General features: G+C 73.8%; 23 protein-coding genes and 1 pseudogene. 14 read left to right on the top strand and 10 right to left on the bottom strand.

Going from position 1 to position 23,472, the window contains the following annotated elements; translation table 11 throughout:
• Both ACWDD9_RS34195 and ACWDD9_RS34190 read left to right on the top strand, forming a co-directional pair.
• Complete coding sequence (locus ACWDD9_RS34195) at positions 1–1,545, top strand: FAD-dependent monooxygenase (RefSeq protein WP_449813767.1); 1,545 nt, start codon at positions 1–3, stop codon at positions 1,543–1,545.
• Positions 1,546–1,664: 119 nt separating this feature from the next.
• Positions 1,665–2,096 (top strand): YchJ family protein, encoded by a 432-nt coding sequence (locus ACWDD9_RS34190; protein ID WP_049657121.1) that lies wholly within the window; start codon positions 1,665–1,667, stop codon positions 2,094–2,096.
• Positions 2,097–2,145: 49 nt separating this feature from the next.
• Here ACWDD9_RS34190 and ACWDD9_RS34185 read toward each other — a convergent pair whose 3' ends face one another.
• The gene (locus ACWDD9_RS34185) at positions 2,146–3,087 is read right to left on the bottom strand and encodes a polysaccharide deacetylase family protein (protein WP_449813766.1); all 942 of its coding nucleotides are present in this window, start codon (positions 3,085–3,087) and stop codon (positions 2,146–2,148) included.
• Positions 3,088–3,328: 241 nt separating this feature from the next.
• Between ACWDD9_RS34185 and ACWDD9_RS34180 the strand changes: the two genes are divergently transcribed.
• On the top strand, positions 3,329–3,856 hold the full coding sequence (locus ACWDD9_RS34180; RefSeq protein WP_117486546.1) for a GNAT family N-acetyltransferase: 528 nt from the start codon (positions 3,329–3,331) through the stop codon (positions 3,854–3,856).
• A gap of 63 nt (positions 3,857–3,919) precedes the next feature.
• On the opposite strand, the gene ACWDD9_RS34175 is transcribed toward ACWDD9_RS34180, so the two are convergent.
• Complete coding sequence (locus ACWDD9_RS34175; RefSeq protein WP_449813765.1) at positions 3,920–4,804, bottom strand: carbohydrate kinase family protein; 885 nt, start codon at positions 4,802–4,804, stop codon at positions 3,920–3,922.
• Positions 4,805–5,178: 374 nt separating this feature from the next.
• Here ACWDD9_RS34175 and ACWDD9_RS34170 point away from each other — a divergent pair, with 374 nt between their 5' ends.
• Both ACWDD9_RS34170 and ACWDD9_RS34165 read left to right on the top strand, forming a co-directional pair.
• A complete protein-coding gene (locus tag ACWDD9_RS34170; protein ID WP_449813764.1) occupies positions 5,179–6,777 on the top strand; it encodes a M1 family metallopeptidase in 1,599 nt (532 codons plus the stop codon).
• A gap of 257 nt (positions 6,778–7,034) precedes the next feature.
• The gene (locus ACWDD9_RS34165) at positions 7,035–7,256 is read left to right on the top strand and encodes a hypothetical protein (protein WP_449813763.1); all 222 of its coding nucleotides are present in this window, start codon (positions 7,035–7,037) and stop codon (positions 7,254–7,256) included.
• Between the two features lie 14 nt (positions 7,257–7,270).
• Here ACWDD9_RS34165 and ACWDD9_RS34160 read toward each other — a convergent pair whose 3' ends face one another.
• From ACWDD9_RS34160 to ACWDD9_RS34150, 3 genes are all read right to left on the bottom strand, one after another.
• Entirely contained in the window at positions 7,271–8,851 is a 1,581-nt protein-coding gene (locus tag ACWDD9_RS34160; protein ID WP_375874998.1) for a sigma-70 family RNA polymerase sigma factor, read from the bottom strand.
• Between the two features lie 232 nt (positions 8,852–9,083).
• Positions 9,084–10,121 carry a CAP domain-containing protein gene (locus ACWDD9_RS34155; protein ID WP_449813762.1) on the bottom strand — a complete coding sequence of 346 codons (1,038 nt, stop codon included), beginning with the start codon at positions 10,119–10,121 and terminating at the stop codon, positions 9,084–9,086.
• Positions 10,122–10,236: 115 nt separating this feature from the next.
• Positions 10,237–10,716 carry an N-acetyltransferase family protein gene (locus tag ACWDD9_RS34150; protein ID WP_449813761.1) on the bottom strand — a complete coding sequence of 160 codons (480 nt, stop codon included), beginning with the start codon at positions 10,714–10,716 and terminating at the stop codon, positions 10,237–10,239.
• A gap of 505 nt (positions 10,717–11,221) precedes the next feature.
• Here ACWDD9_RS34150 and ACWDD9_RS34145 point away from each other — a divergent pair.
• The 3 genes from ACWDD9_RS34145 to ACWDD9_RS34135 all read left to right on the top strand — a co-directional run bounded on the left by ACWDD9_RS34145 (position 11,222) and on the right by ACWDD9_RS34135 (position 15,165).
• Positions 11,222–11,908, top strand: coding sequence for a hypothetical protein (locus ACWDD9_RS34145; protein WP_117486549.1), 687 nt, complete (start codon positions 11,222–11,224; stop codon positions 11,906–11,908).
• Between the two features lie 368 nt (positions 11,909–12,276).
• Complete coding sequence (gene htpG, locus ACWDD9_RS34140) at positions 12,277–14,196, top strand: molecular chaperone HtpG (RefSeq protein WP_117486550.1); 1,920 nt, start codon at positions 12,277–12,279, stop codon at positions 14,194–14,196.
• A gap of 687 nt (positions 14,197–14,883) precedes the next feature.
• On the top strand, positions 14,884–15,165 hold the full coding sequence (locus ACWDD9_RS34135) for a helix-turn-helix domain-containing protein (protein WP_449813803.1): 282 nt from the start codon (positions 14,884–14,886) through the stop codon (positions 15,163–15,165).
• Positions 15,166–15,243: 78 nt separating this feature from the next.
• Here ACWDD9_RS34135 and ACWDD9_RS34130 read toward each other — a convergent pair.
• The 4 genes and pseudogenes from ACWDD9_RS34130 to ACWDD9_RS34115 all read right to left on the bottom strand — a co-directional run.
• Positions 15,244–15,561: pseudogene (locus tag ACWDD9_RS34130) on the bottom strand (transposase); the annotation flags it as partial.
• 6 nt (positions 15,562–15,567) lie between these two features.
• Complete coding sequence (locus tag ACWDD9_RS34125) at positions 15,568–15,948, bottom strand: CBS domain-containing protein (RefSeq protein WP_449813760.1); 381 nt, start codon at positions 15,946–15,948, stop codon at positions 15,568–15,570.
• 118 nt (positions 15,949–16,066) lie between these two features.
• Positions 16,067–17,617, bottom strand: a complete 1,551-nt coding sequence (locus ACWDD9_RS34120) for a DEAD/DEAH box helicase (protein WP_449813759.1) — start codon at positions 17,615–17,617, stop codon at positions 16,067–16,069.
• Positions 17,618–17,986: 369 nt separating this feature from the next.
• Complete coding sequence (locus tag ACWDD9_RS34115) at positions 17,987–18,190, bottom strand: cold-shock protein (RefSeq protein ID WP_099897249.1); 204 nt, start codon at positions 18,188–18,190, stop codon at positions 17,987–17,989.
• Positions 18,191–18,955: 765 nt separating this feature from the next.
• On the opposite strand from ACWDD9_RS34115, the gene ACWDD9_RS34110 reads away from it, so the two are divergent.
• The gene (locus ACWDD9_RS34110; protein WP_375875000.1) at positions 18,956–19,318 is read left to right on the top strand and encodes a hypothetical protein; all 363 of its coding nucleotides are present in this window, start codon (positions 18,956–18,958) and stop codon (positions 19,316–19,318) included.
• Here the strand turns inward: ACWDD9_RS34110 and ACWDD9_RS34105 are convergent.
• A complete protein-coding gene (locus ACWDD9_RS34105) occupies positions 19,303–19,464 on the bottom strand; it encodes a hypothetical protein (RefSeq protein ID WP_449813758.1) in 162 nt (53 codons plus the stop codon). The two genes, ACWDD9_RS34110 and ACWDD9_RS34105, sit on opposite strands and share 16 nt — an antisense overlap.
• Positions 19,465–19,498: 34 nt before the next feature.
• Between ACWDD9_RS34105 and ACWDD9_RS34100 the strand changes: the two genes are divergently transcribed.
• The 5 genes from ACWDD9_RS34100 to ACWDD9_RS34080 all read left to right on the top strand — a co-directional run bounded on the left by ACWDD9_RS34100 (position 19,499) and on the right by ACWDD9_RS34080 (position 23,296).
• Positions 19,499–20,716: an ATP-dependent DNA ligase gene (locus tag ACWDD9_RS34100; protein ID WP_449813757.1), complete on the top strand. Its 1,218-nt coding sequence runs from the start codon at positions 19,499–19,501 to the stop codon at positions 20,714–20,716.
• Positions 20,717–20,963: 247 nt separating this feature from the next.
• A complete protein-coding gene (locus ACWDD9_RS34095; protein ID WP_449813756.1) occupies positions 20,964–21,197 on the top strand; it encodes a ferredoxin in 234 nt (77 codons plus the stop codon).
• A 108-nt stretch (positions 21,198–21,305) separates the two neighbouring features.
• Complete coding sequence (locus ACWDD9_RS34090; RefSeq protein ID WP_449813755.1) at positions 21,306–22,520, top strand: cytochrome P450; 1,215 nt, start codon at positions 21,306–21,308, stop codon at positions 22,518–22,520.
• A 169-nt stretch (positions 22,521–22,689) separates the two neighbouring features.
• Positions 22,690–22,854, top strand: a complete 165-nt coding sequence (locus tag ACWDD9_RS34085) for a hypothetical protein (RefSeq protein ID WP_449813754.1) — start codon at positions 22,690–22,692, stop codon at positions 22,852–22,854.
• Positions 22,855–22,957: 103 nt separating this feature from the next.
• Positions 22,958–23,296: a hypothetical protein gene (locus tag ACWDD9_RS34080; protein WP_117486557.1), complete on the top strand. Its 339-nt coding sequence runs from the start codon at positions 22,958–22,960 to the stop codon at positions 23,294–23,296.
• Positions 23,297–23,472: the final 176 nt, after the last annotated feature.

Here is a 23,472-nt window from a genome sequence, read left to right as displayed (position 1 = left end):
ATGAACAGCGATGTCGTCATCGTCGGCGCCGGCCCGGTCGGGCTGTTCCTGGCCGGTGAACTGGCGCTGGCCGGAATCCGGCCGGTGGTCCTGGACCGGCTGCCCGCGCGCTCGGGCGAGCAGAAGGCCAACGGGCTGGTCGGCCAGGTGCTCCGGTTGCTCGACCACCGCGGCCTGTACCAGCCGCTCAGCGGCGTCCCGGGCGCGCCGCGGCCCGTACCGCGCTTCGTGTTCGGCGCCTTCCCGCTGGAACTGCACCGGCTCGACCGGAACCCGCTGCACGCCGTGCCCGTACCCCAGCACCGGATCGAGGAGGTACTGGAGGAGCGCCTCCTCGACCTGGGCGTCACCGTGCGCCGCGACCGCGAGGTCACCGGCCTGCGCCAGGACCCGACCGGGGTGACCGTCGACGTCCAAGGACCCGACGGCGCCGGACAGTTGCGCGCCCGCTACCTGGTCGGCGCGGACGGCGGCCGCAGCACCGTCCGCAAGCTCGCCGGGATCGGCTTCCCCGGCGTCACCTCGCCCGACCCCGTCTCCCGCATCGCACACGTGCTGCCGCCCGAGGGGGTGCGCACCACCGACAACGGCGACGTCCTGCTGCCCGGCTGCCCGACCCCGTTCCGCGTCTTCACCCACACCCGCACCGACCACGGCGTGTTCGTCATCTCCCCGTTCGGCCCGGACGCCGTCATGATCGCCACCATGGAGTGGGGCGGCCCGCCGGTGGACCAGCGGACCCCGCTCACCCTGGACGAGCTGCGCGCCAGCGTCCGCCGGGTGACCGGCGCCGACCTGCCGCTCGCCCCGGCCCGTACCGCCGGACCGTTCACCCCGCGCCGCACCGTCGGCCACAACACCCGGCTCGCCGAGCGCTACCGCGACGGCCGCGTCCTGCTCGTCGGCGACGCCGCCCACGTGCACGCCGCGACCGGCGGCCCGGGCCTCAACCTCGGCCTCCAGGACGCCGCCAACCTCGGCTGGAAGCTCGCCGCCGACCTGCACGGCTGGGCCCCGCCCGGCCTGCTGGACAGCTACCAGAACGAGCGCCGCCCGGTCGGCGAGCGGGTGTTCATGCACTCCCAGGCCCAGACCGCCCTGATGGCCCCCGGCCCCGGGACCACCGCGGTGCGCGCCCTGTTCGACGAGCTGCTGGCGCACCCGGACAACCTCGGCCGGATCGCCGCGCTGATGGCCGGCAGCGACGTCCACCACGACGTCGGCTGCCCGCACCCGCTGGCCGGGCGGTTCGTGCCGGAACTCGCGGCGACCACCCCGAACGGCCCCGCCCGGATCGCCGAACTCGCCTGCACCGGACGCCCGTTGCTCGTCGACCTCACCAGCGGCCGGCTCGGCCTCGCGGACCCGGCGGCGGGCTGGAAGGACCGGGTCGACCTCCTCACGGCCGACTGCCCGCAGCCGCCGGCCGGCGCCCTGCTGCTGCGCCCGGACGGCTACGTCGCCTGGGCGACCGGGCCCGACCGGGCGGACCGGGAGGGGCTGGCCCGGGCGCTGCGCACCTGGTTCGGCGCCGCCTCCTCCTGAGGACGGGCACCCGCGGACGGGCTCCCCGGCGACGGGATCCACGACGACGCGGACGGGCCCGTACCCGCCGTCCGCGGGGCCGCCGGGGAGGCGCCGGACAGGTGGGGGAGAATGGCGGCATGTCCCGACGTCGTTCCGCGCCCCGCGCCGCCGCGCCCCGGCTGCTGCCCTCCTCCCCCTGCCCGTGCGGCCTGCCCGCCGCCTACGGCGACTGCTGCGGCCGGCTGCACCGGGGCCAGGCGGCGGCCACCACGGCCGAGTCCCTGATGCGCTCCCGGTTCAGCGCCTTCGCCGCGCAGGACGAGGCGTACCTGCTGCGCACCTGGCACCCGGACACCCGGCCGGCCGAGGTCGACTTCGACCCGGGGCTGCGCTGGACCGGGCTGGAGGTGGTCGACACCACCGAGGGCGGCGCCTTCCACGCGCAGGGCACCGTCGCCTTCCGGGCGCACTGGACCGAGGGCGGCGAGGAGGGCGTGCTCAGCGAGAACAGCCGCTTCGTGCGGCACGAGGGCGCCTGGGTGTACCTGGACGCCCTCTCGCTCGGCTGAGCCGCCCGACCCGCGGCGGCCGCGCTCGGGTGGCCGCTCCGGGCCGCCGCTACAGGTAGTCGTCCAGCCGGGCCAGCGCGAAACCCTGCGCGGTGACGTCGTTGACGACCTTGCGCAGCAGGTCCGGCATCGAGGCCTTCCAGATGTCGGTGCCCCGGAAGTGGGTCAGGATGATGTCGCCCGGGTGCAGCTTCCGGTCGTCGTAGCGCCACTCCATGTGGTCCGGGAAGGCCTCCTCGTTCCACATCGGCACCGCCTGCACCCCGCAGGAGGCCGCCGCGCGCAGGGTGTCGTCGTTGTACTCGCCGTACGGCGGCCGGAACAGCCGGGGGCGGACGCCGATCTGCTTCTCCAGCTGGTCCTGCTGGGTGCAGATCTCCTCGCGCTGGGTGTCGTAGTCCAGCACCTTCAGGTTGCGGTGGTTGATCGTGTGGTTGTTGATCTCCACGCCCTGGGCGTGCAGGTCGCGGAAGTAGCCGTAGTTCTCGCGGGCGAGGTAGTCGGAGACGTAGGTGCTGAGCGGGATGCCCAGGTCCGCGGCCATCCGGGAGAACTCGGGGTCCTTCTCGTCACCGTCGTCGACGGTCAGGAAGACCACCTTGTCGTCGGTCGGCACCCGGAAGACGACGGACGGGCGGCCGTCGGCGAGCTTGACGCCCTGCACCGGGGTGAGCTCGGGCTTGGTCGCCGGACGCGGCGGGGCCTTCAGCGGCGGGCGCTCCAGGCCCCAGTGCTGGGCGGCCGCCTCCTGACGGGCCACCACCTCGGCGCTGTTCGCCTCCTCCGCCAGGGGCGGGGCGCCGGTGTGGTCGGCGTCCGGGGCGGCGGGCGCCGCGTTCGCCTCGGGGGCCGCGTTCGCCTCGGGGGCCGGGACGGCCTTCGGCCCGGCGGGAGCGGCCGGAGCGGCGCAGCCGGCGAAGACGGCGGAGAGGCAGACGGCGGCCAGCAGGCCGGTCCGTACACCGCCCCGGTGGTGCTGGCTTCCCCTCAAACCCCCATTATTACGACAAACTGATGGTCTGTTCATGGGTGCACTGCTCCCCTGCCGTGCACCACCGCCAACCCCCGCGTCACCCGTGCGGGGCAACGACGCACCGGGTCCTTGCCGTTCCTTTGCCCGGGTGGCGGGGCGACCGGGTGACCGCCGGTCCGACGGCCGGGGCGGAGCGGGCCGGGCGGGGCCGCCGGGAAAACCGATTGCGGCGACGGCCCCCGAATTGGATCATGCGCGCATGACGAACACCGCGCCCCGCCGCTCCGACCTCTGGACCGTCACCACGGCCGACGTGACCGCCCCCGAGGCCCTGGACCTGCTGCGCGAGTACTACTACGACGTGGCCAACCGCTACTACCGCCTGCACTTCGACCGGGAGGGCACCCCCGAGGAGCTGGAGTCCGGCCTGGCCGACTCCCCCAGCGACGACCTCGCCGCCCCGGACGGCCACTTCCTGATCGGCCGCCACGACGGCGCCGCCCACTCCTGCGCCGGCCTGCGGCGACTCGACGCCGCCACCGTCGAACTCACCCGGGTCTTCGTCCGCCCCGGCCTGCGCGGCACCGGCGGCGGCGCCGTGCTGCTGGCCGCCGTCGACCGGGCCGCCCGTTCCCTGGGCGCCGAGCGGATCGTCCTCGACACCCGCCTCGACCTGGTCGAGGCCCGCGCGCTCTACCTGCGCAACGGGTACCGGGAGATCCCCGCCTACAGCAGCGGGCCGTACGCCCAGGTCTGGTACGGCAAGGACCTCGCCCCCGTCGAGTAGCGGCGGCGGCCCGGAGGGAACGGACCGGGTTCACACCGCGCCGACGTACCGGGAGGGCTCCGGTCAGTCCGTCAGGGCGGCCGCGAGTTCGGCCGCCGAGGGCGGGTTGGCGCCCGGGCGCGCGACGGTCAGCGCCGCCGCCGTCACCGCCTGGGTGAGGCAGGCCGCGAGGTCGGCGCCCGCCGCGTGGGCGTGCAGGAAGGCGGCCATGAAGGCGTCGCCGGCGCCGACCGTGTCCGCGACCGGCACCGGAAGGGCCGCGGCCTCGGCGCGTCCGCCCCCGGCGGTGCGGGCGAACGCGCCCTCGGCGCCGAGGGTGACCGCGACCACGGCCGGGCCGAGGGCCAGCCAGCGCTCGGCGACCGCCTCGGGCCGCTCACCCGGGTAGAGCCAGTCCAGGTCCTCGTCGCTGACCTTGACCAGGTCGCTCAGCGCCACCCAGCGCTCGACCCGGCGGACGGCCCCGGCCCGGTCGCCCATCAGCGCCGGGCGCACGTTCGGGTCGTAGCTGATCCGCGCGTGCCCGCGCCAGCGCTCCACCAGTGCCAGCACCGAACCCGCGCCGGGCTCGGTCACCGCCGCGATCGAACCGAGGTGGATCGCGGCGGGCTGCTCGGCGAGTTCGGTGGGCGGGAGCGTCCAGTGGATGTCGAAGGTGTAGCGGGCCCGCCCCTGCCCGTCCAGCTCCACCACCGCCGAGGGCGTCCGGGCGACCTCGGCGGCCCGGACCCGCACCCCCGCCGACTCCAGGTGCCGCCGGATCAGCCGGCCGTTGGCGTCCGGCCCCAGTTCGGTGAGCAGGGTGGCCGGTCGGCCCAGCCGGGCGAGGCCGTACGCGACGTTCGCGGGGCTGCCGCCGGGGTGCACCCGGTCCGGGACGTCACTCGTTCGGACGATGTCGGCGACGCACTCGCCGATCACCAGAACGGGCGAGGCTGGGCTGGTCACGGCGGCTCCTGGCATCCGGTACGCGGGCGTCGTCTCGACCGCCAAGCCTACGGGGTGCCTCCGGGCGCACGGCGCCCGGGCAGGAAAGTACGGCCGCCGGACCTGGCCAGGTTTTCCGACGGCCGTGGCTCGTCCGTCAGGGGACGATGCACTCCTGACGTTAGACCGCGTACGGGCGCCGCGCCATCACCGTGGGCCGTCCGGGGGACACGGTGTGTCGCCGGACCGAGCTCCGCCGTCGCACCACGCCGCGCCGGCGGACCGCACCTATCGCGCCCGCGCCGGCCCGACGGTCCACTAGCATCCGTGGGCCAGGCTCTCCCCGCCCCGGGGGCTCCGCCTCCGCTCCCGCTCGTGAAGTGCGGTGATCACCCTTGTCCAGGCCCCTCGGCCTCCTCAGGCCCTTCAGGCTTCTCAGGCCCCGCGCCCGGCTCGTCCCGTCACTCGCGCTCAGCGCGGTGCTGCTGTCCGCGAGCGTGCCGACGGCCGGCGCCGCCGACGGGCTGGGCGATCCGGTCTTCCCCTCGCTCGGGAACACCGGGTACCGGGTGCTCGGGTACGACCTGGCCTTCGACTACCGGGACGGGCCCCGGACGGTGGACGGCACGGCCGTGCTCACCGTCCGGCCCGACCGCACGCTCGCCCGGCTGGACCTGGACGCGCTCGGCCTGGCCGTGCGCGCCGTCCGGGTCGACGGGCGGCCGGCGGGCTTCGCCGCCCACGACGAGAAGCTGACGGTCACCCCGGCCAGGCCGTTCCGCCCGGGCGCCGTCGCCCGGCTGACCGTCGAGTACACCGCCGACCCGCGCACCGCGCTGCCGCACACCGGCTGGGTCCCCACCCCGGACGGCTTCGCGGTGGCCGGCCAGCCGAACAGCGCGCACACCGTCTTCCCGTGCGACGACCACCCCAGCGACAAGGCCCGGTTCACCATCTCCGTGACCGCCCCGGACGCTCTCCGCGGCGTCGCCAACGGCGAGCTGACGGCCACCGAACGGCGCGGCGACGGCCGCACCACCCGCCGGTACGTGTCCCGCGAGCCGATGGCCACCGAGCTGGTCCAGGTCTCGGTCGGCGACTACACCGTGCGCGAGCGCACCGGCCCGCACGGCCTGCCGCTGCGCGACGTCGTACCGACCGCGCGCGCCGCCGAACTGGAACCCGCGCTCGCCCTCACCCCCGGCCAGCTCGCCTGGGCCGAAGCGCACCTGGGGCCCTTCCCGTTCGAGACGTACGGGCTCCTGCCGGCCAACACGGACGATCCGGCCGCGTTCGCCTTCACCGGCCTGGAGACCCAGACGCTCACCCTCTACAAGCCGAACTTCCTGCGGCAGGCGGAGCCGGCGATCGGCTCGCACATGATGCACGAGCTGGTCCACTCCTGGTTCGGCAACAGCGTCTCCCCCGCCAGGTGGTCCGACCTCTGGCTCAACGAGGGCCACGCCGACTTCTACGGACTGGTGTACCGCTACGAGCGCGGATGGCCGGACGCCTGGGGCCACACCACGCTGACCGACCGGATGCGCTACCTCTACGGGCTGGGCGACCAGTGGCGGCACGACTCCGGGCCGGTCGCCTCCCCCACCGCCGCCGACCTCTTCGACAGCCAGCGGTACACGGGCGGCGCGCTGGTGCTGTTCGCGCTCCGGGAGAAGGTCGGGGCGGCGGCCTTCGACCGGATCGAGCGGGCGTTCCTGCGCACCTACCGGTCCGGGAACGCGACCACCGAGGACTACGTGCGGACGGCCTCGGCGGTGTCCGAGCAGGACCTGCGGGGCTTCCTCGACGACTGGCTGTACGGGCTGCGGACGCCGCCGATGCCCGGTCACCCGGACTGGGTGGTGGGCCCGGTGGGCCTGGCAGGGGCGGCTCCGGGGGCTCCCGGGGCGCCGGTTCCCGGGGCGTCGCTCTGGGAGGGTGGGGCCGCGGAGGCGGGCGGGCCCGCGGTGGCGCGGGGCTCCGGAACGCTCTGACGGCGCGGCTGGGACTGCTGGTGCACGCCCGGCGCGCCGCCGTGCGTCCGGTCGCGGCTCGCACGCCCCTGACCGGCAGGGGCGGGTGGGGCCATGGTGGTTCCCACGGCCCGCCCGCCGCCCGGCAGAGTCCCGGTCGGCTCGCGGGCCGTCCAAAACGTTTCCGTGGCTTCCGTGCGCCCCGGTCCGTGCGCCGACGCGGTGGGCCGTAACCCTTCCGGCGCAGTGTCGTTGGACCGGCCATGAAGAAGCGCAGCATGCTTGCCGTTGCCTCGCTCGCCGTCGGTGTCGTGGCCTCCCTCACCGCGCCGAGCGCGCACGCCAGTGCCGTGGGCGGGCAGGAGGGACTGCCCGGGCCGCTGAGCAGCGCTCCGGACCTGGTGCCCGGGCAGGTCGGTGACGCGGGCGGCGTCCTCGGGGATGCCACGGGCTATGTGACCGGGTCGGCGAACGGCCTGGTGGCGGCCACTCCGGCGTAGTCCCCGCCCATGGCTCAGGACATCGGTGCTCCGAGGTCCTGGGTCCAGTAGGGGGTGCCGGCCGCGTTGGTGGCGAAGCCGACGCCGATGTCCTTGAACCCGCAGTCGAGCATGTTGGACTGGTGGATTCCGCCGTCCATCCAGCGGGCGAAGACGGCGGCCGGGGTGGTCGGGCCCCGGTCGAGGTTCTCGCCCCACTGGGACCAGCGGTAGCCGGCGGCGGTGATCCGGGCCTCGGTCCGGACGCCGTCCGGGTTGACGTGGTCGAAGAAGCCGCGGGTGGCCATGTCGTCCGCGTGCTTCTGGGCCGAGCCGTGCAGCCGGGGGTCGATCCGCAGCGGGGCGCAGCCGGCCCTGGCGCGTTCGGCGTTGACCAGGTCCACCAGCTGGCGCTCCGGGTTGGGCTGCGGTGTCGCGGTGGCGGTGCGGGTCGCGGTCGGTGTGGCCGTCGCCGTGGGCGTCGGGCTCTCCGCGGGCAGCGGGGTCGGCACCGGTGTCGGGGCGGTGGCGGCGGGTGCGGCGGCGGCCGTCGGGACGTCCTGGGCCGCGGCCGGGGCGGTGGATTCGGGTGCCGTCGGCTGCGGCGGCTCGCCGGCCTGCGGCCAGACCAGGGCGAGGGTGGTCACGGCGACCGCCGCGGCCGCGCCGCTCACCAGGACGGCCTTGCGGGCCGCGGTGCCGGCCCAGCCGCCGTGCCCTCCCGCCGCCGCGTGCGCGCCGGTACCGGTAGAGGCCCCGGCTCCCGCGCCCGAGCCCGCTCCGGTGGCGGCCGAGGAGGCGACGGCGGCCGCCGTGTGCTGGAAGTGGAGCAGCACGGGCGAGCCGAGCGGGATCGGCACCAGGGCGAGGCCCGCCAGCAGCCCTTCGGCCGGGAACAGGTCCCGGCCGAGGCCGCCGCAGTCCGCGCAGTCCCGGATGTGACGGGCGATGCGCTTGCGCCAGACCGAGTTCGGGGTGCCGTCGAAGCCCGCGGTGAGCTCGGTCAGTCCGGGGCAGCGGGGGTAGGCGCAGAGCGCGCGGACGACGATGCGGCCCGCTTCGAGCTGCTTCTTCATCCGCTGCACGCGCACGGCGGTGTGCTGCGGGCTCAGGTCGAGGGCCTCGGCGAGTTCGGCGCGGGTCAGATCACCGGCGGCCTCCAGCCACCAGAGGGCGAGCAGCTCGCGGTCGTCGGGGTCCAGCCAGCGGGTGGCCTCGGCCACCTCGCGGCGCTGGCCGGACAGGCCGAGGCGCAGGATGGTGAGGTCGGTGAAGTCGGCCCGGGGGTCGGCGACCTCCCAGGTCTCGTCCAGGCCGCCGACGGTCGGCTGCTGCTGACCGGCGGCGTGCCGACGGCGCACCTGGTTCATGGTGATGGCGACCAGCCAGGACCGGAAGGACTCCGGGTCGCGGAGCCCGTCCAGGCCGTCCAGGGCCCGGATCATGGTCTCCTGCGCGACGTCGTCCACGTCGGCGTGGCCGCCGAGGGCACGGCCGGCCACGTTGTAGACGAGCGGCAGCCAGGCGGCGACCAGCGCCTCCCGAGCCTGCCGGTCACCTGCCTGCGCCGCGAGCACCAGGGTGGTCCCGGTCCTGTTCTGCACCTCAGCGTTCATGGTCCGCACTCCGTGTTGCCGTGTATCCGTCCGCCGCTGCCTCCTCGGAGACCCGTGGGGAGTGATCAGATAACAACAATGTGCACGGAATCGGAAAATCGGCCCGGATCGGCGGGCCCGGTCTGAGGGTCAGACCGGGCCTGGGCAGGAGCGGAAGCCGGGACGATCAGGCGTGAGCCACGGTCGGAGCGGGGCCGAACGGAGGCCGGACCAGGGTCGGTTCAGGGCCGGTTCACGCCGGGGAGGCGAACACCTGGGTCCACCACGGGCCGTTGTTGCCGGTCCGCACGCCCACGCCGAGCTGCTTGAACGCGCAGTTCAGGATATTGGCCCGGTGGCCGGGGCTGTTCATCCAGGAGTCCATCACCGCGGCCGGGTCCTTCTGGCCGCGGGCGATGTTCTCGCCCCAGGTGCTCCAGCTGTACCCGGCGGCCTCGATCCGGTAGTCGGCGTGCTTGCCCTCGGGGCTGGCGTGGTCGAAGTAGTTGCGGTCGGCCATGTCGTCACTGTGCGACTGGGCCGCACTCGTCAGCCGGGGCTCGGCGCTGACCGGCCCGCAGCCGGCCTTGCCGCGCTCGACGTTGACCAGGTCGACGACCTGCTGGGCGTACGACGGGGCCGCGCCGCCGCCGGCCGGGATGCCCCCTCCCCCCGGCATGCCCCCGCTCCCCGGGAAGCTGCCGCCCCCCGGCATCCCCGGGATGCCCCGCTTGGCGGTGCCCTGGCCGGCGGTGGAGGCACCGGCGGCGGTCGGGGTCGCCTTGACGGCGGAGGCCGTGGGAGTGGGGACGGCCGTCGGGGAGGCGGCGGCCGAAGCCGTCGGGGAGGCCGGAGCGGTCGGCGTGGCGGAGGCGCCCTGGGTGGCCGCCGGGTCGGCGGCGGTGGGGGTGGCCGGCAGCGGAACGTCCGGGTTCGTGCCCCCGGTGCCGGGTACCTGGATGCCGTCGTGCGTGCCCAGCTCCGCCGAGATCAGCATGTCGGCGGCCAGCGACTGGCCCGCCATGTCGCGGTCGGTCTGCTTGCCGCCGTACGCCGCGTAGCCCGCGCCGGCCAGCGCGGCGAACAGCCCCGTCCCGGCCACGGCGACGACGACCGCGGTCACCGGCACGATCCCGCCGCCCCGCCGCGCCCGGCGGCCCCGGCCGGCGTGCCGCTCGGCAGCCCGCCGCGCCGCCCGGCCACCGGAGCGGCCGCGGGCCCCGTGCCCGCTGTCGCTGCCGGCGCCGCCCCCGCTCGCCGGGAGGATGGTCGTCCTGTCGTCGCTGTTCACGTGGCCACGCTTTCTGTTCCGGGTCGACTGGTCGGGTGTCGACACATGGGAGACCTCCCGGCGGGGCGCCGATAACAGAAATTCCGAACGAATGTCCGGGGGCCAGGCCGCGGTCTCAGCCGGCCGGTGCCTCCGGAGCCATGTCGTAGGTGATGAACCTGGTCTGATTGGCGACCTTGTCATATTTTCCACGGGCCCGGTAATTGTCTTCAGAGGTGATCCAGCGGACGGTGTTCCACCCGCGTTCCGCCGCGATTTCCCGCAGCCGGCCCAACAACGCGTCCACCGCCCCGCCGCCGCGGACCTCCGGCGCCACGAACAGATCGTCCAGGAAGCACCCGACCGCCCCGTGCAACGGCCGCGAGAACGGCCGGTAGTGCGCCAGCCCGACCGGCCGTCCGTCCGCGTCCCGCACCAGCAGCCCCGCCACCTCGTGCCCCGGATCCATCAGCCAGGACCACACCAGCTCGGCCTTCTCCTCCGGAATCGGCACCCGGTAGAACTCGCAGTACCCACGGAAGAGTTCACGCCAGGCCGGGTAGTCACCGGCCTCGGGCACGCCGACGCTCCAACGGGCCGTGGAGGTGTCGTTCATCTCGGTCTCCATCACTCAGGGGGCGGTACGAGCCACCCAGCATGACGCCCCGTCGCCCCGCCGCGGATCACCGCCCCGGCCAAGAGCACGTACCCGCTACGCCACTCCGGCGCCTTGCCTCCCCGGCCAGGACCCCGGACGCAGCACCGCCCCGATCGGCCCGACCCGCCCGGGGCGGGGCTGGGGGCCGCGCGAACGCAGCCTGCTCGCCCTGCCGGACGAAGACGGGTACCAGGACACCGGGCGAGGAGCGTGGACCTCTCGTCCCCGGCTTCGCCGGTCCGCGCGGTCATGTCGCGCGCCTCACGGCCGACCGGGGTGCCGCGCGGCGGGCCCCGGGAGAAAGCCCGTGGTTCCGCACGGAAGCCGGCTCTTTCCTGGGGCTCCAGACCCGAGGGCCAGGATCGGACCGGGAGATCCGTTCGCACCTGTGCGGCGTGACACGAACCGCTGTAGCATGTCATCCAGGCGACGACAAATACCCAGTCAGCGAAAGAGTGACGACATGGATACGCAGGACACCGGCACGGCCGGGGTCGGCCCGGCCTCGTTCCTGGCCGCCGCCGCCGCGCTGGGCATGATGGACGACGCCGCCCGCACCGCCCGCCACGCACCCCCGGACGACGCGGGACAGATAGACCCGGCCCGGCCCCTGTCCGCGCTCATGCTGCTGCGCCACCTTCGCGAGGAACTCGCCGGCTGGGAGACCGGCCTGATCGAGACCGCCCGCGGCGCCGGCGCCACCTGGGCCGACCTCGCCGAACCGATGGGCGTCCAGAGCCGCCAGGCCGCCGAACGCCGCTACCTGCGCATGCGCCCGAACGCCGACGCCGGCACCGAGGCGGGCAGCACCGGCGAGCAACGCGTCCAGGCCGTACGCGACCGGCGCGCCGCCGACCGCGCGGTGACCGCCTGGGCCCGCGACAACGCCGCGGACCTACGCCGCCTCGCCGGACAGATCGGCGCCCTCGACGGCCTCACCGCCTCGGCGGCCCCCGCCGTGAAACGCCTGCTGGACGCGCTCGGCAACAACGACCCCGCCCGCCTGCTCGCTCCGCTCGCCGAAACCCGGCCCTTCCTGGAAGCAGCCCACCCGACGATCGCCGACCATCTCGACGAGCTCGCCACCCGGACCGGCCGGCTGCGCGCCGACAGCGGACGGCAGCGCCGCACGCCTCCCACCGGCCCGTGACCGCCCCAGCCGGGCCCCAGCCCGCGCACCTCGGCCCCGGTCGCAGCCGCAGGCCCCCGGCAGGCGGAGCGCGGGTCGACGCCGACGCCGCCGGCGAGGAGACGCAGGTACCGGACCTGACAGGCCGGCCTGTCGCGGTGGCCTCGGTCGAGCAGGCCCTGGTCGCCGCCGCGGTGCCACGCCGGAATGCCGTGACGGCTGGAAGCCCTTCCTGCCGTGCTACGGAACCGCCCGGCCCAGGGCCGACCGCCCCGGGCACCCGTACCGGCCCCTCAGCCGTATCCGAACACCCGCGGCCGGCCGCGCGGCACGCCCGTCCGGCCCCGGCAGCCCGAACCGAACCCTTTCCACCGAAGGAGACCCCTCCCGTGGCCAGCCCGACCGAGACGCTGGAGTTCCAGGCGGAGACCCGCCAACTGCTGCAGCTGGTGATCCACTCGATCTACTCGAACAAGGACATCTTCCTGCGCGAGCTGATCTCCAACGCCTCCGACGCCCTCGACAAGCTCCGCCTGGAATCCCTCACCGACACCGACCTCGCGGCCGACACCTCCGACCTGCACATCACCCTGGAAGTCGACCAGGCGGCCCGCACCCTGACGGTGCGGGACAACGGCATCGGCATGACCCGCGACGACGTCGTCGACCTGATCGGCACCATCGCCAAGTCCGGCACCGCGAGCCTGCTGGCCAAGATCAAGGAGGCCAAGGACGCGGACGCGGCGCAGAGCCTGATCGGCCAGTTCGGGGTCGGCTTCTACTCTGCGTTCATGGTCGCCGACAAGGTCACCCTGCACACCCGCCGCGCCGGCACCGAGCAGGGCACCGTGTGGGAGTCCGACGGCGAGGGCAGCTACACCATCGCGGAGGCCGAAGGCCTGCCGGTGGGCACCTCGGTCACGCTGCACCTCAAGCCGGCGGACGGCGAGGACGGGCTCGGCGACTACCTGGCCACGTGGAAGATCCGCCAGATCGTCAAGCAGTACTCGGACTTCATCCGCTGGCCCATCCGCATGGCCGCCGAGGACCAGGACGAGAGCGAGCGCCGGGGCGAGCCGGAGACGCTGAACTCGATGAAGGCCCTGTGGGCCCGCCCCCGCAGTGAGGTGACCGAGGCCGAGTACAACGAGTTCTACCAGCAGATCAGCCATGACTGGCAGCCTCCGGCCGAGACCGTCCACATGCGCGCCGAGGGCACCTTCGAGTACGAGGCTCTGCTGTTCGTCCCCGCCCACGCCCCGTTCGACCTGTTCTCCCGGGACGCCAAGCGGGGCGTGCAGCTGTACGTCAAGCGCGTGTTCATCATGGACGACTGCGACGCGCTCATGCCGAACTACCTGCGCTTCGTCAAGGGCGTCGTCGACGCCCACGACCTGTCGCTGAACGTCTCCCGCGAGATCCTGCAGCACGACCGCCAGATCACCGCCGTGCGGCGGCGCCTCGTCAAGAAGGTCCTCGCCGCCCTCAAGGACATGCGGACCAAGGACAGCGAGACCTACGCGAAGGTGTGGGAGCAGTTCGGCCGGGTCCTCAAGGAAGGCCTGATCGAGGACCGCGACAACACCGACACCCTGTTGGAACTGGTCTCCACGGCGTCCACTCACGACCCGGAGAAGGCGACGACGCTGCGCGAGTACGTCGCGCGGATGAAGGACGGCCAGGACACCGTCTACTACCTGACCGGCGAGAACCGGGCGATGGTGGAGAACTCCCCGCACATGGAGGCCTTCACCGCCAAGGGCTACGAGGTCCTGATCCTCACCGACCCCGTCGACGAGATCTGGACCGACGAGGTCCCCTCCTTCGACGGCCACCGTTTCCAGTCGATCGCCAAGGGACAGGTCGACCTCGACGACGACTCCGACGGCGACGGCGGTGACGAGGCGAAGACCGAGAAGGCCCAGCGCGAACAGGACTTCGCCGCGCTCCTCGGCTGGCTCCAGTCCACCCTGGCCGAGCACGTCAAGCAGGTCCGCCTCTCCACCCGCCTGACCACCTCCGCGGCGTGCCTGGTCGGCGACGCCCAGGACCTGACCCCCACCCTGGAGAAGATGTACCGGGCCATGGGCCAGGACCTCCCCCAGGTCAAGCGGATCCTCGAACTCAATCCCACCCACCCCCTCGTCACCGCCCTGCGTCGGGCCCACGAGGCGAACGCCGACGACCTGGCGCTCACCGACATCGCCGAACTGGTCCACGGCAGCGCCCTGCTCGCGGAAGGCGGTGACCTGCCCGACCCGGCCCGCTTCACCCGCCTCCTGACCGATCGCCTCACCCACACCCTGTGACTCGGGCGCGCGGCGGTGGCTCGGGGGGTTGCCGCCGCCGCGCAGCGGGAGGCTACCTCACTCACGGGCGCCGCAAAATCTATGCGCGCCGGAGTAGACATTGCCCTTGGGTGGGTCTAACGTTTCTCTCGTAGACAGCAGTCGGCGATACCGGCCAGACACGAACTGGCCGGGGTTGTTGGACAGAAGTTCGCAGTTCGGTCCGGCAGTGGAGTTCCGAAGCCCGGCAGGTGCAGGACGGCGACGGGACTGACTGCCGGACCGGGCGGCCCGCAGGCATCAGGGGCCGCCGCCAGTGGTATCGAGCAGTACGCAGTTCAGTGAGCGCGGTACCGGCAGTACGAAAGTGACAGTTCAGTACAGAGGAGGAACGGAGGGCGCAAGCGCCATCAGGATCGCCCGGCCCGTGAACACTCACCCGGGCGGACACCGCAGACCCCAACGCAAGGACGGTGGTTTCCGGTCACGCATACGCGATCCCCGCACACCCCTTCCCCGGGGCAGTGCGGAAGTGGAAGGGCCGGCCCAGGCCGGTAGATGGTGTTGTTCCCTTCGGGGCCCCGGAGCCGACACGGCCCCGGGGCCCCTCGACGCGTTCTCCCCGAGAACCAGAGAGGTGCAGTGACTACAACGGCCAGCCCCGACACACCCGACAAGCTCGACGACGACGACTACCCCGCCTACACCATGGGCCGCGCCGCCGAGATGACCGGCACCACCCCCGGCTTCCTGCGGGCCCTCGGCGACCACCGCCTCATCACCCCCCTGCGCTCCGACGGCGGCCACCGCCGCTACTCCCGCTACCAACTACGCATCGCCATGCGCGCCCGCGACCTCGTCGACCAGGGCACCCCCATCGAAGCCGCCTGCCGCATCGTCATCCTCGAAGACCAACTCGAGGAAGCCCTGCGCCTCAACGAACAACTCCGCCGCTCCCAACACCGCCAGGAACCCACCGCCGGCACCTGACCGCCCGCCGGGCCGACGGGACCGGTGGGCGGTGGTCGCCAGGTCGTCGAGTGAGCAGAGCACGCCGCGTCCGAGGCAGCGCCGTTCCAGCTCCGCGTACCACCGCTCGACCTGGTTGATCCAGGACGAGTACGTCGGTGTGAAGTGCAACTGGACACGGGGATACGCGACCAGCCCGCGGTGCACCACGGGTGACTCGTGGGCGGACAGGTTGTCGTAGATCACGTCGACCGCCAGGCCCGGCCCGGCCTGGCGGTCGATCTCGTCCAGGAAGTCCCGGAAGTCGACCGCGCAGTGGGTGGAGCCCTCCGGTGTCTCCTCCGGCGCGCGAGCCGCGCGCGGAGGATTCCAGGGTCCTGTGCCGCCCTGTCGTCCCGGTGCGCCCCCGGCCGACAGGCCGGTCTAGAGGCCGAGCAGGCCGATGGCGTGGCCGTCGGGGTCGACCACCGGCCACACGGCCAGGCCTCGGGCGCACATGGCGGAGGCCGCGGTGGCGGCGAGCATGTCGGCGGTGGCGAACGGGGCGCGGTCGAAGGCGATGTCGCGGACCGGGGTGCGCTCAGTGGACCGGGTGCGGGTCTCGAACGGGGCGAGGTGCGGGCGGGTCAGCAGCCCGGCGCAGCGGCCGTCGTCGTCGCGGACCAGGAGGTGATCGGCGCCGGAGCCGTGCAGGATGTGGATCGCCACGTCGAGCATGACGTCGTCGCTGATCTGTAGCTCGGGGCGGGTCATGAGGTCGCGGACCGTGGTGGTGGTCGCCGGGCGTTCGAGGGTGAGGGCCATGGGGCTCCGTGGTGTCGTTTCCGCCGGGGCCGGCGGTGGTCGGGGTAGCGGCGGTGGGACAGCCGCCGGGGTCCGCCGGGGCCCGGAACGCGGGGGCGGTCCGGGCCGGACCTGCCTTCTAGGCCGCGAGGGCGATACGCCTGGGTGCCCGGCGGCGGCCGGAGGAGCCCTTGGTGTCGCGGCTCGCCACGGTGACGCGGGCGTCGCCGCCGGTGGAAGCCGGGCGGCTGCGGCGGCCGCGCCTCGTGGCCGCGCTGCCGCGGGGGCGTTCGACGACGGGGTCGGCGATGACGACGGGCACGCCGTTGGGGACTCGGGCGCCGGTGATGCGGGCCAGGTCCTCGTCGCCGGCGCTGACCCTGGTGGTGACAGGGGTGATACCGGCGGTGCTCAGCATGCGGGCCGTCGCGCGGCGCTGGTTGGGCAGGACCAGGGTGACGACGGTCCCGGACTCGCCGGCCCGGGCCGTGCGCCCGCCGCGGTGCAGGTAGTCCTTGTGGTCGCTCGGCGGGTCCAGGTTGACGACGAGGTCGAGGCCGTCGACGTGGATGCCCCGGGCCGCGACGTTGGTCGCGATCAGCGCCGTGACCTGGCCGGTGCGGAACTGCTCCAGGGTGCGGGTGCGCTGGGGCTGGGACTTGCCGCCGTGCAGGGCCGCGGCCTTGACCCCGTTGGCGAGCAGGTCCTCCACCAGCGCGTCGGCACGCTCCCGGGTCTCGGTGAACATGATCACCCCGCCGTCACGGGAGGCGATGTGGGCGATCGTGGCGTCCTTGTCGACGTTCTGCACGTGCAGCACGTGGTGCTCCATGGTGCTGACCGCTGCCGCGGACGGGTCCACCGAGTGGGTGACCGGGTCCTTCAGGAAGTTCCGGACGAGGCGGTCGACGTTGCGGTCCAGGGTGGCGGAGAACAGCATGGTCTGGCCGCCTTCGGCGACCTGTTCCAGGAGTTCGGTGACCTGCGGCAGGAAGCCCATGTCGGCCATCTGGTCGGCCTCGTCGAGGACGGTGACGCCGACCCCGTCGAGTTGGCAGTCGCCGCGCTGGATCAGGTCCTTGAGTCGGCCGGGGGTGGCCACGACGACCTCCGCCCCACGGTTCAGCACCTGTGCCTGGCGGCCGATCGACATCCCGCCCACCACGGCCGCCATCCGCAGCCGCACCGCGTGCGCGAACGGGGTGAGTGCGTCGGTGACCTGCTGGGCGAGCTCGCGGGTGGGGACCAGCACCAGGGCCAGCGGCCGGCGCGGCTCCGCGCGCCGGCCGGCGATGCGGGCCAGCAGCGCGAGACCGAACGCGATGGTCTTGCCGGAGCCCGTCCGTCCCCGTCCGAGGACGTCACGTCCGGCCAGCGAGTTCGGCAGTGTCGCGCCCTGGATCGGGAACGGCGTGGTGACGCCCTGGCGGGTCAGCACCGACAGCAGCGCCTTGGGCATGTCCAGCTCGTCGAACGATTCGACGGCGGGCAGCGCCGGGGTGGTGCTCACCGGCATCGCGAACTCACCCTGTGAGGAACGACTTTGACGGGCGCCACGGCCGCCGGCGGGCCGGTCGCCGTAGAAGGAGCCGCTGCCCGGGCGGGAGCCGTAGGCGGCGCCGGCGGATCGGGAGGAGACCGAGGAACGGGAGTTGGCGTTCTGGTACGGGGAGCGGCGGGAGCGGTTCATGTGAAACCTTCCTGGGGCGGCACGTCACGAGGCGGCTCGGCGGCGCGGGACGCCGGCAGGAGGTCGCGAGGGAACGGGCCGAAAGTGTGGAGCGCGGGGCGTGGACGGTGAAACCGTGCGGCACGTCACCTCAGGTCTGCGCTCACCGCCGGGGCGGGAACGGAGATCCACGAACCGTGGGATGTCACGGCAGGGGCGGCGATCCGGACGCGGCGCTGCGCGTCTCGCGTGGGGATGGCCGCCGGTGGCGGAGCCAGGGGGCCGGAATCGGCCGGGATGTGCGGGGTGGAGCAATACCGAAGGGGCCCGCACCGGGCATCATGTACGCGGTGCGGGCCCCTCGCTACCAGGCGGGTGCCGTGGCGGAAACTACAGCGGACGAATGTTCTCGGCCTGCGGGCCCTTCTGGCCCTGCGTGACGTCGAACTCGACCTTCTGGCCCTCGAGCAGCTCACGGAAGCCGTTGGCGTTGATGTTCGAGTAGTGGGCGAAGACGTCGGCGCCGCCACCGTCCTGCTCGATGAAGCCGAAGCCCTTTTCCGCGTTGAACCACTTCACAGTGCCATTAGCCATAAAAAATCTCCTTCAAGGGACTGTCCGAAGCGTGCACAGCGCGCGCTTCGAGTCACCGCGATAAGCACCCACCCGGGGAAGAGCCGGGAAACAGAAATGCGCCTGCGAAACATCAGCAGGCGCACACAAAGTTCATGGGAACCACTACTGCAACTAAAACGACTCTAGCAGGCCCAGACCCGCCGCGGGTGGATATTCCGTCCCCGGTTCTGCGGCGCCCCTTGCCGAGGGGTACCGGCCGCGATGCCACGGTGACTGCCAAAGTGACTGCACAGCAGCCGAGTTGAGCATGTCGGCCACCCCTTGCACTCCGACCGGCCGCTCCTCCCGGGAGGGCGAGAAGCGCAGGCGCCGAGCCTCTGCCCTCGGCGCGGCGGACTCGCGAAATTCAGTGCCACGCCCACCGGCACCATCCCGAGGCGCTCCGAAATCGAGTACGCGAAGAGGGCGCGCTCCCGCGACTTTCGACGCGTACCGCAAGGAAGGACGAAATCTGCGGCAGCCCGCCGCATTCCCGCCGTCGTCGCCGGGCGCACGGATTCCGCGGCATCCGCGGCGCGCTGACGCCGGCCCTGTCGGAGGTGGGCGGCTCCGCGGACTTCACCACCGTCCTCGCGGCCGACCCTGCCCGTCACCGGCGGCCCGCGCGATCCCGGCGACGGCCCGGCCCTCACCGCCGCCGTACAGCAGGCGCAAGGCTCGCGACTGCCATGGTTGCCGCCCAGGCCCTTCGGCTCGCGGAGACCGTGTCCTATCCTGGCAGGCATGCCGAACCCTGACGGGCTGCTCGTCGACATCGCGGCGATGGTCGAGTCCGAGCACAGCAATCAGATGTCGCTGACCGTGGTGGTCCCGGGCGCGGTGATCACCGGCAGACTCGCGCCGGTGAGCCTGTGGTTGGAGCGGGTGGCGGAGGTCCTCCAGGCCTCGGAGCACTTGAAGCCGTTCGCCGCCCTCTTCGCCCCGCCCGCCGACGCCCCGCCCGCACCGCCCACCCATCTGCATCTGCACCGGGCGAGGATCCTGCAGGGCGACTTCGGGCTGCCCCACACCGGCGGCATGTACCGCATCGCCATCGAGGACGTCAGCAGCTGGACGGTCGGGGACCTCAGCTACTCCGATTCCTGATCGCCGCAGCAGGCCGAGTGGCCGACCGGCGGCGCCTCGTCACCGGTGAGTTCGCCGGCGCGCTCCTTCGCCTCGCCGGCCAGTTCCCGCGCCTTGTTCGACAGGTCGCTCGTCGGTTCCTCCAGTCGTCCACCGGGGCGGCGCACCGGCGCCTCTCGTGCCTCACCTTGTGACCGATATGTGCCCCCTCATGCGCGCGGTACGGATCTCCGGCCGTCCTGGCCGGTGCGGGTCAGGCGGCGGCGGGTGGCCGGGCGTCGGCTGCCCGGGTGTCTGCGGGGGCTGGGGCCGGTGGAGGGGGCGGCGGCGGTGGCGTTGCTGTCCGGGGAGTCGCAGCGGTTGCGGACCGGGATCGGGCCGGCGGCGTTGCGGGGTCTGCCCGGGCCCGCGGCGGAGGCCTCGCTCGGGGTGCGGGAGGTGGAGCGGGAGCTGGAGCGGATCGCGGGGGTGCACGGGGCCGGGGCGCAGGCGGAGCGGCGGCGGCTGCTGCACGGGCTGTTCGCGCGGGCGACGGCGGAGGAGCAGGGGTTCCTGCGGGCGGTGCTGGTCGGGGACCTGCGGCAGGGGCCGCTGGACGCGGTGGTCGGGGACGCGCTGGCGCTGCCGCTGCGTTCGGCGGTGCTGGACGGCGAGGCGATCGCGCTCGGTCCGGACGGCCGGCCGCGCCCGTTCCAGGAGACCGCCGCGCGCACCGCCTCCCGGCGGGACCCGGACCGGCTGCGCGCCGAGGTCCCGCTCGACGCCTACTTCTTCGACCTGCTGCACCGGGACGGCGAGGACCTGGTGGACCGTCCCGGCCGGGAGCGCTGGGCGGCGCTGGCCGGGGCGGTGCCGGACGGCCTGTGGGTGGCCCGCACCGAGACCGGGGACCGCGACCGGGCGCTGGCCTTCTTCCGCGACACACTGGCGCTCGGCCACGAGGGCGTGCTGGTGAAGGACCCGTCGGCCCCGTACGCGGCCGGGCGGCGCGGCGCGGGCTGGATCAAGGTGAAGCCCCGGCACACCCTGGACCTGGTGGTGCTGGCCGCCGAGTGGGGCGGCGGGCGGCGGCGCGGGTTCCTCCGCAACCTGCACCTGGGCGCCCGGGCGGCGGGCGAGCCGGGGCTGGGCCCGTGGGTGATGCTCGGCAAGACCTTCAAGGGCCTGACCGACGAGACGCTCGCCCGGCAGACGGTCGAACTGCTGGCCCGGGAGACCGGACGGGACGCCTGGACGGTGCGGGTCCGGCCGGAACTGGTCGTCGAGATCGCCTTCGACGGGGTGCAGCGCAGCTCCCGCTATCCGGCCGGGCTCGCCCTGCGCTTCGCCCGGGTGGTGCGCTACCGGCCGGACAAGGACGCCGCCGAGGCGGACACCGTCGCGACCGTACGGGAGATCGCCGCCGCCGAGGGGCTCTGAGCCGGGAGCGGGCGGCTACGGGCAGCGCCCGGAGCCCATGAACCACCTTACGGTACAGGCTTGTTGGGGTGACGTCCGTTCAAACCTCGCGCGCCGCACCGGCGGCTCCGACGGGAGCCGAATCGGCCATTCTCGGCGATCCCGCCACCGCGCCCTCCGTGGACGGAGTAGCGGCGGTTAGGTTGGCAATGACAACGAGAGGCGGCCGCCGGGCAGCCGGCGGCGCACTGGCGAGAGGTGCCCGACCATGCGGGTGAGTGTCGACCGGGACCGCTGCTGCAGCTCCGGGATGTGCGTCACGAACGTTCCCGAGGTCTTCGACCAGGACGACGACGACAGTCTGGTGAGGCTTCGTCAGGCCGCCTTCAGGCCCGACCAGTTCGAGGATCTCAGACTGGCCGCCCAGCTCTGCCCGGGCGGCGCCATCACCGTGGTCGAGGACGGGCCGGCGGAGGCCGGGGCCGCCTCGGTCGACGGCTGACCGTACGCCGGTCCGGGCCGGCCGCGGACCGGAACCGCACCCGGGACCGGCGAACGTCCGGCAACCCCACCCCACCGGAGAACCATCGCGACGCAAGGAGACCCCGCCTTGACGAGCACACCCACCGTGCCCGCCGTCCCGCTGCCGGCCCGGCACTCCGCCGGCTGCCCGTTCGGCCCGCCGCCCGCCTACACCGAGGCCGCCGCCACCGCGAACCTGAGCCGCGCCGAGCTGCCCGGGGGCGAGTCCTGCTGGCTGGCCACCGGCTACGCCGAGGTCCGCGCCATCCTGTCCGACCGCCGGTTCAGCGCGGACCTGCGCCACCCGACCTTCCCGCTGCTGATAGCCGGCAGCCGGGACCGGATCGGCGAGAACCCGAACTTCCTGAACCTCGACGACCCCGAGCACGCCCGGCTGCGCCGGATGGTCACCGGGGACTTCCTGGTCAAACGGGTCGAGGCGATGCGCCCGGACATCCAGCGGATCGTGGACGAGGCGCTGGACGGGATGACCGCGGGCCGCGCCGAGGCCGACCTGGTCGCCGACTTCGCGCTGCCCGTCCCCTCGCTGGTGATCTGCCTGCTGCTCGGCGTCCCGTACGAGGAGCACGAGTTCTTCCAGGGCATCAGCCGGACGCTGCTCAGCAACACCAGGCCGTTCGAGGAGCTCCTGGCGGCCCGGGACGAGATGCTGGAGTACCTGGAGGCGCTGACGGCCCGCAAGCGGGAGGAGCCGCGGGACGACATCCTCAGCCGGCTCGCCGTCCGGGACGACCTCACCCCGCGCGAGGTCGCCAGCACCGGCTTCCTGCTGCTGGTCGCCGGGCACGAGACGACCGCGAACATGATCTCGCTCTCCACCGCCCTGCTGCTGGACCGGCCCGAGCAGATCGCCAGGCTGGCCGACCCGGCCGCGGTGCCCGGCGCGGTGGAGGAGCTGCTGCGCCTCCTCACCATCATCCACACCGGGGTGCTCCGGGTGGCGTTGGAGGACGTGGAGCTGGGCGGTACGACCGTCCGGGCCGGGGAGGGCGTGGTCGCGATGCTCTCCACCGCCAACCGGGACGAGGCGGTGTTCGGCGGCGCCGACCGGCTGCCGGCCGACGAACTGGACCTGGACCGGGACGCCCGGCGGCACATGGCCTTCGGCTTCGGCGTGCACCAGTGCCTCGGCCAGCCGCTGGCCCGTGCCGAGCTCCAGATCGCGCTGGCCACGCTGTTCCGGCGGCTGCCCGGGCTGCGGCTGACCGTCCCGCGCGACGAGCTGGCGTTCCGCACCGACGCGTTCATCTACGGCATGCGGTCGCTGCCCGTCGCCTGGTGACGCCCGGGGGTCTCCTGACGCCCGGGTGGGGTCCGCGTGGCGCTTCCCGGGTCACCCGGCTGGCCCTCGCGCCGGGGCGGAGGCAGGCTGGAGGGGCGAAGAGCCACCACCGGTCCCGCCGCGCCTCCGGCCCGGCGCGCCAGGACCGGCCGAGGAGACGGAGCCCGCGATGACCGACATGAGTGACCGGTCCAAGGTGAGTACCGAGGACGACGAGGACATCCGCGCCGCGGACCCCGAGGAGGGCGTCCCCTCGATGCAGAACCTGCACGCACAGGACACCTCCCGGGCGGAGGGCGCCCCCATGCTGGACGAGCCCGGCCAGCCCGGCTGACCGTCCGCCGTACCGACTCGACCGCCCGGTGCCGCCGGGCGGTCGCCGCGACCGCAGGTGTCGCTGCTCCGGCGGCGGGCCACCCGCGGGGGAGGATAGGCGCATGACCGAACACGACCAAGGAAACCGCCAGGCCCAGCCGCCCGCGGACCCGCGCACGTCGTGGGCGACCTGGACCACCCAATCGATCATCAGCGGCCCCGGCGGGGTGACCACCACCGAGATCGGCCCGATCTCCGGCGACCTCACCGTGCACACCACCTGGGTGGACGGCGAGGCGAGGCTGACCGTCCAGTACACCGGCGCGCTGGACTGGTACACGGTCACCGGCAGCCCGGTGCCGGCGCAGGACGAGACCACCGCTCGGGCGATCCACCAGGCGATGGTGAACGGCGTCAAGGCCGGCCGGGGCGCGGGTGCCCCGGCTCCGCCGAAACCCTAGGAACCAACCCCAGGCCCCTCGACGCCCGGGGTTCCCGAGCCTCCGGCGACAGGCGCGCCCGGGACCGTCACCGGTCCCGGGCAAAATCCTGCGCGAGCTGTGGGGCCAGCACTTCGAGGCCACCGCCACCGGCCGACTGCGCTACCGGGACACCAAGGAACTGCCGCCCTCCGCAC

It is taken from the genome of Kitasatospora sp. NPDC001119 (genome assembly GCF_053598475.1).
This window is presented reverse-complemented; position numbering and strand designations above follow the sequence as displayed.

Coding starts and splice junctions, on each gene's coding strand:
- ACWDD9_RS34135 (WP_449813803.1), top strand. CDS start 14,884: ATGGGCCGCGCCGCCGAGATGACCGGCACCACCCCCGGCTTCCTGCGG.
- ACWDD9_RS34190 (WP_049657121.1), top strand. CDS start 1,665: ATGTCCCGACGTCGTTCCGCGCCCCGCGCCGCCGCGCCCCGGCTGCTG.
- ACWDD9_RS34160 (WP_375874998.1), bottom strand. CDS start 8,851: ATGAACGCTGAGGTGCAGAACAGGACCGGGACCACCCTGGTGCTCGCG.
- ACWDD9_RS34195 (WP_449813767.1), top strand. CDS start 1: ATGAACAGCGATGTCGTCATCGTCGGCGCCGGCCCGGTCGGGCTGTTC.
- ACWDD9_RS34165 (WP_449813763.1), top strand. CDS start 7,035: ATGCTTGCCGTTGCCTCGCTCGCCGTCGGTGTCGTGGCCTCCCTCACC.
- ACWDD9_RS34110 (WP_375875000.1), top strand. CDS start 18,956: ATGCCGAACCCTGACGGGCTGCTCGTCGACATCGCGGCGATGGTCGAG.
- ACWDD9_RS34080 (WP_117486557.1), top strand. CDS start 22,958: ATGACCGAACACGACCAAGGAAACCGCCAGGCCCAGCCGCCCGCGGAC.
- ACWDD9_RS34120 (WP_449813759.1), bottom strand. CDS start 17,617: ATGAACCGCTCCCGCCGCTCCCCGTACCAGAACGCCAACTCCCGTTCC.
- ACWDD9_RS34115 (WP_099897249.1), bottom strand. CDS start 18,190: ATGGCTAATGGCACTGTGAAGTGGTTCAACGCGGAAAAGGGCTTCGGC.
- ACWDD9_RS34180 (WP_117486546.1), top strand. CDS start 3,329: ATGACGAACACCGCGCCCCGCCGCTCCGACCTCTGGACCGTCACCACG.
- ACWDD9_RS34085 (WP_449813754.1), top strand. CDS start 22,690: ATGACCGACATGAGTGACCGGTCCAAGGTGAGTACCGAGGACGACGAG.
- ACWDD9_RS34095 (WP_449813756.1), top strand. CDS start 20,964: ATGCGGGTGAGTGTCGACCGGGACCGCTGCTGCAGCTCCGGGATGTGC.
- ACWDD9_RS34125 (WP_449813760.1), bottom strand. CDS start 15,948: ATGGCCCTCACCCTCGAACGCCCGGCGACCACCACCACGGTCCGCGAC.
- ACWDD9_RS34150 (WP_449813761.1), bottom strand. CDS start 10,716: ATGAACGACACCTCCACGGCCCGTTGGAGCGTCGGCGTGCCCGAGGCC.
- ACWDD9_RS34145 (WP_117486549.1), top strand. CDS start 11,222: ATGGATACGCAGGACACCGGCACGGCCGGGGTCGGCCCGGCCTCGTTC.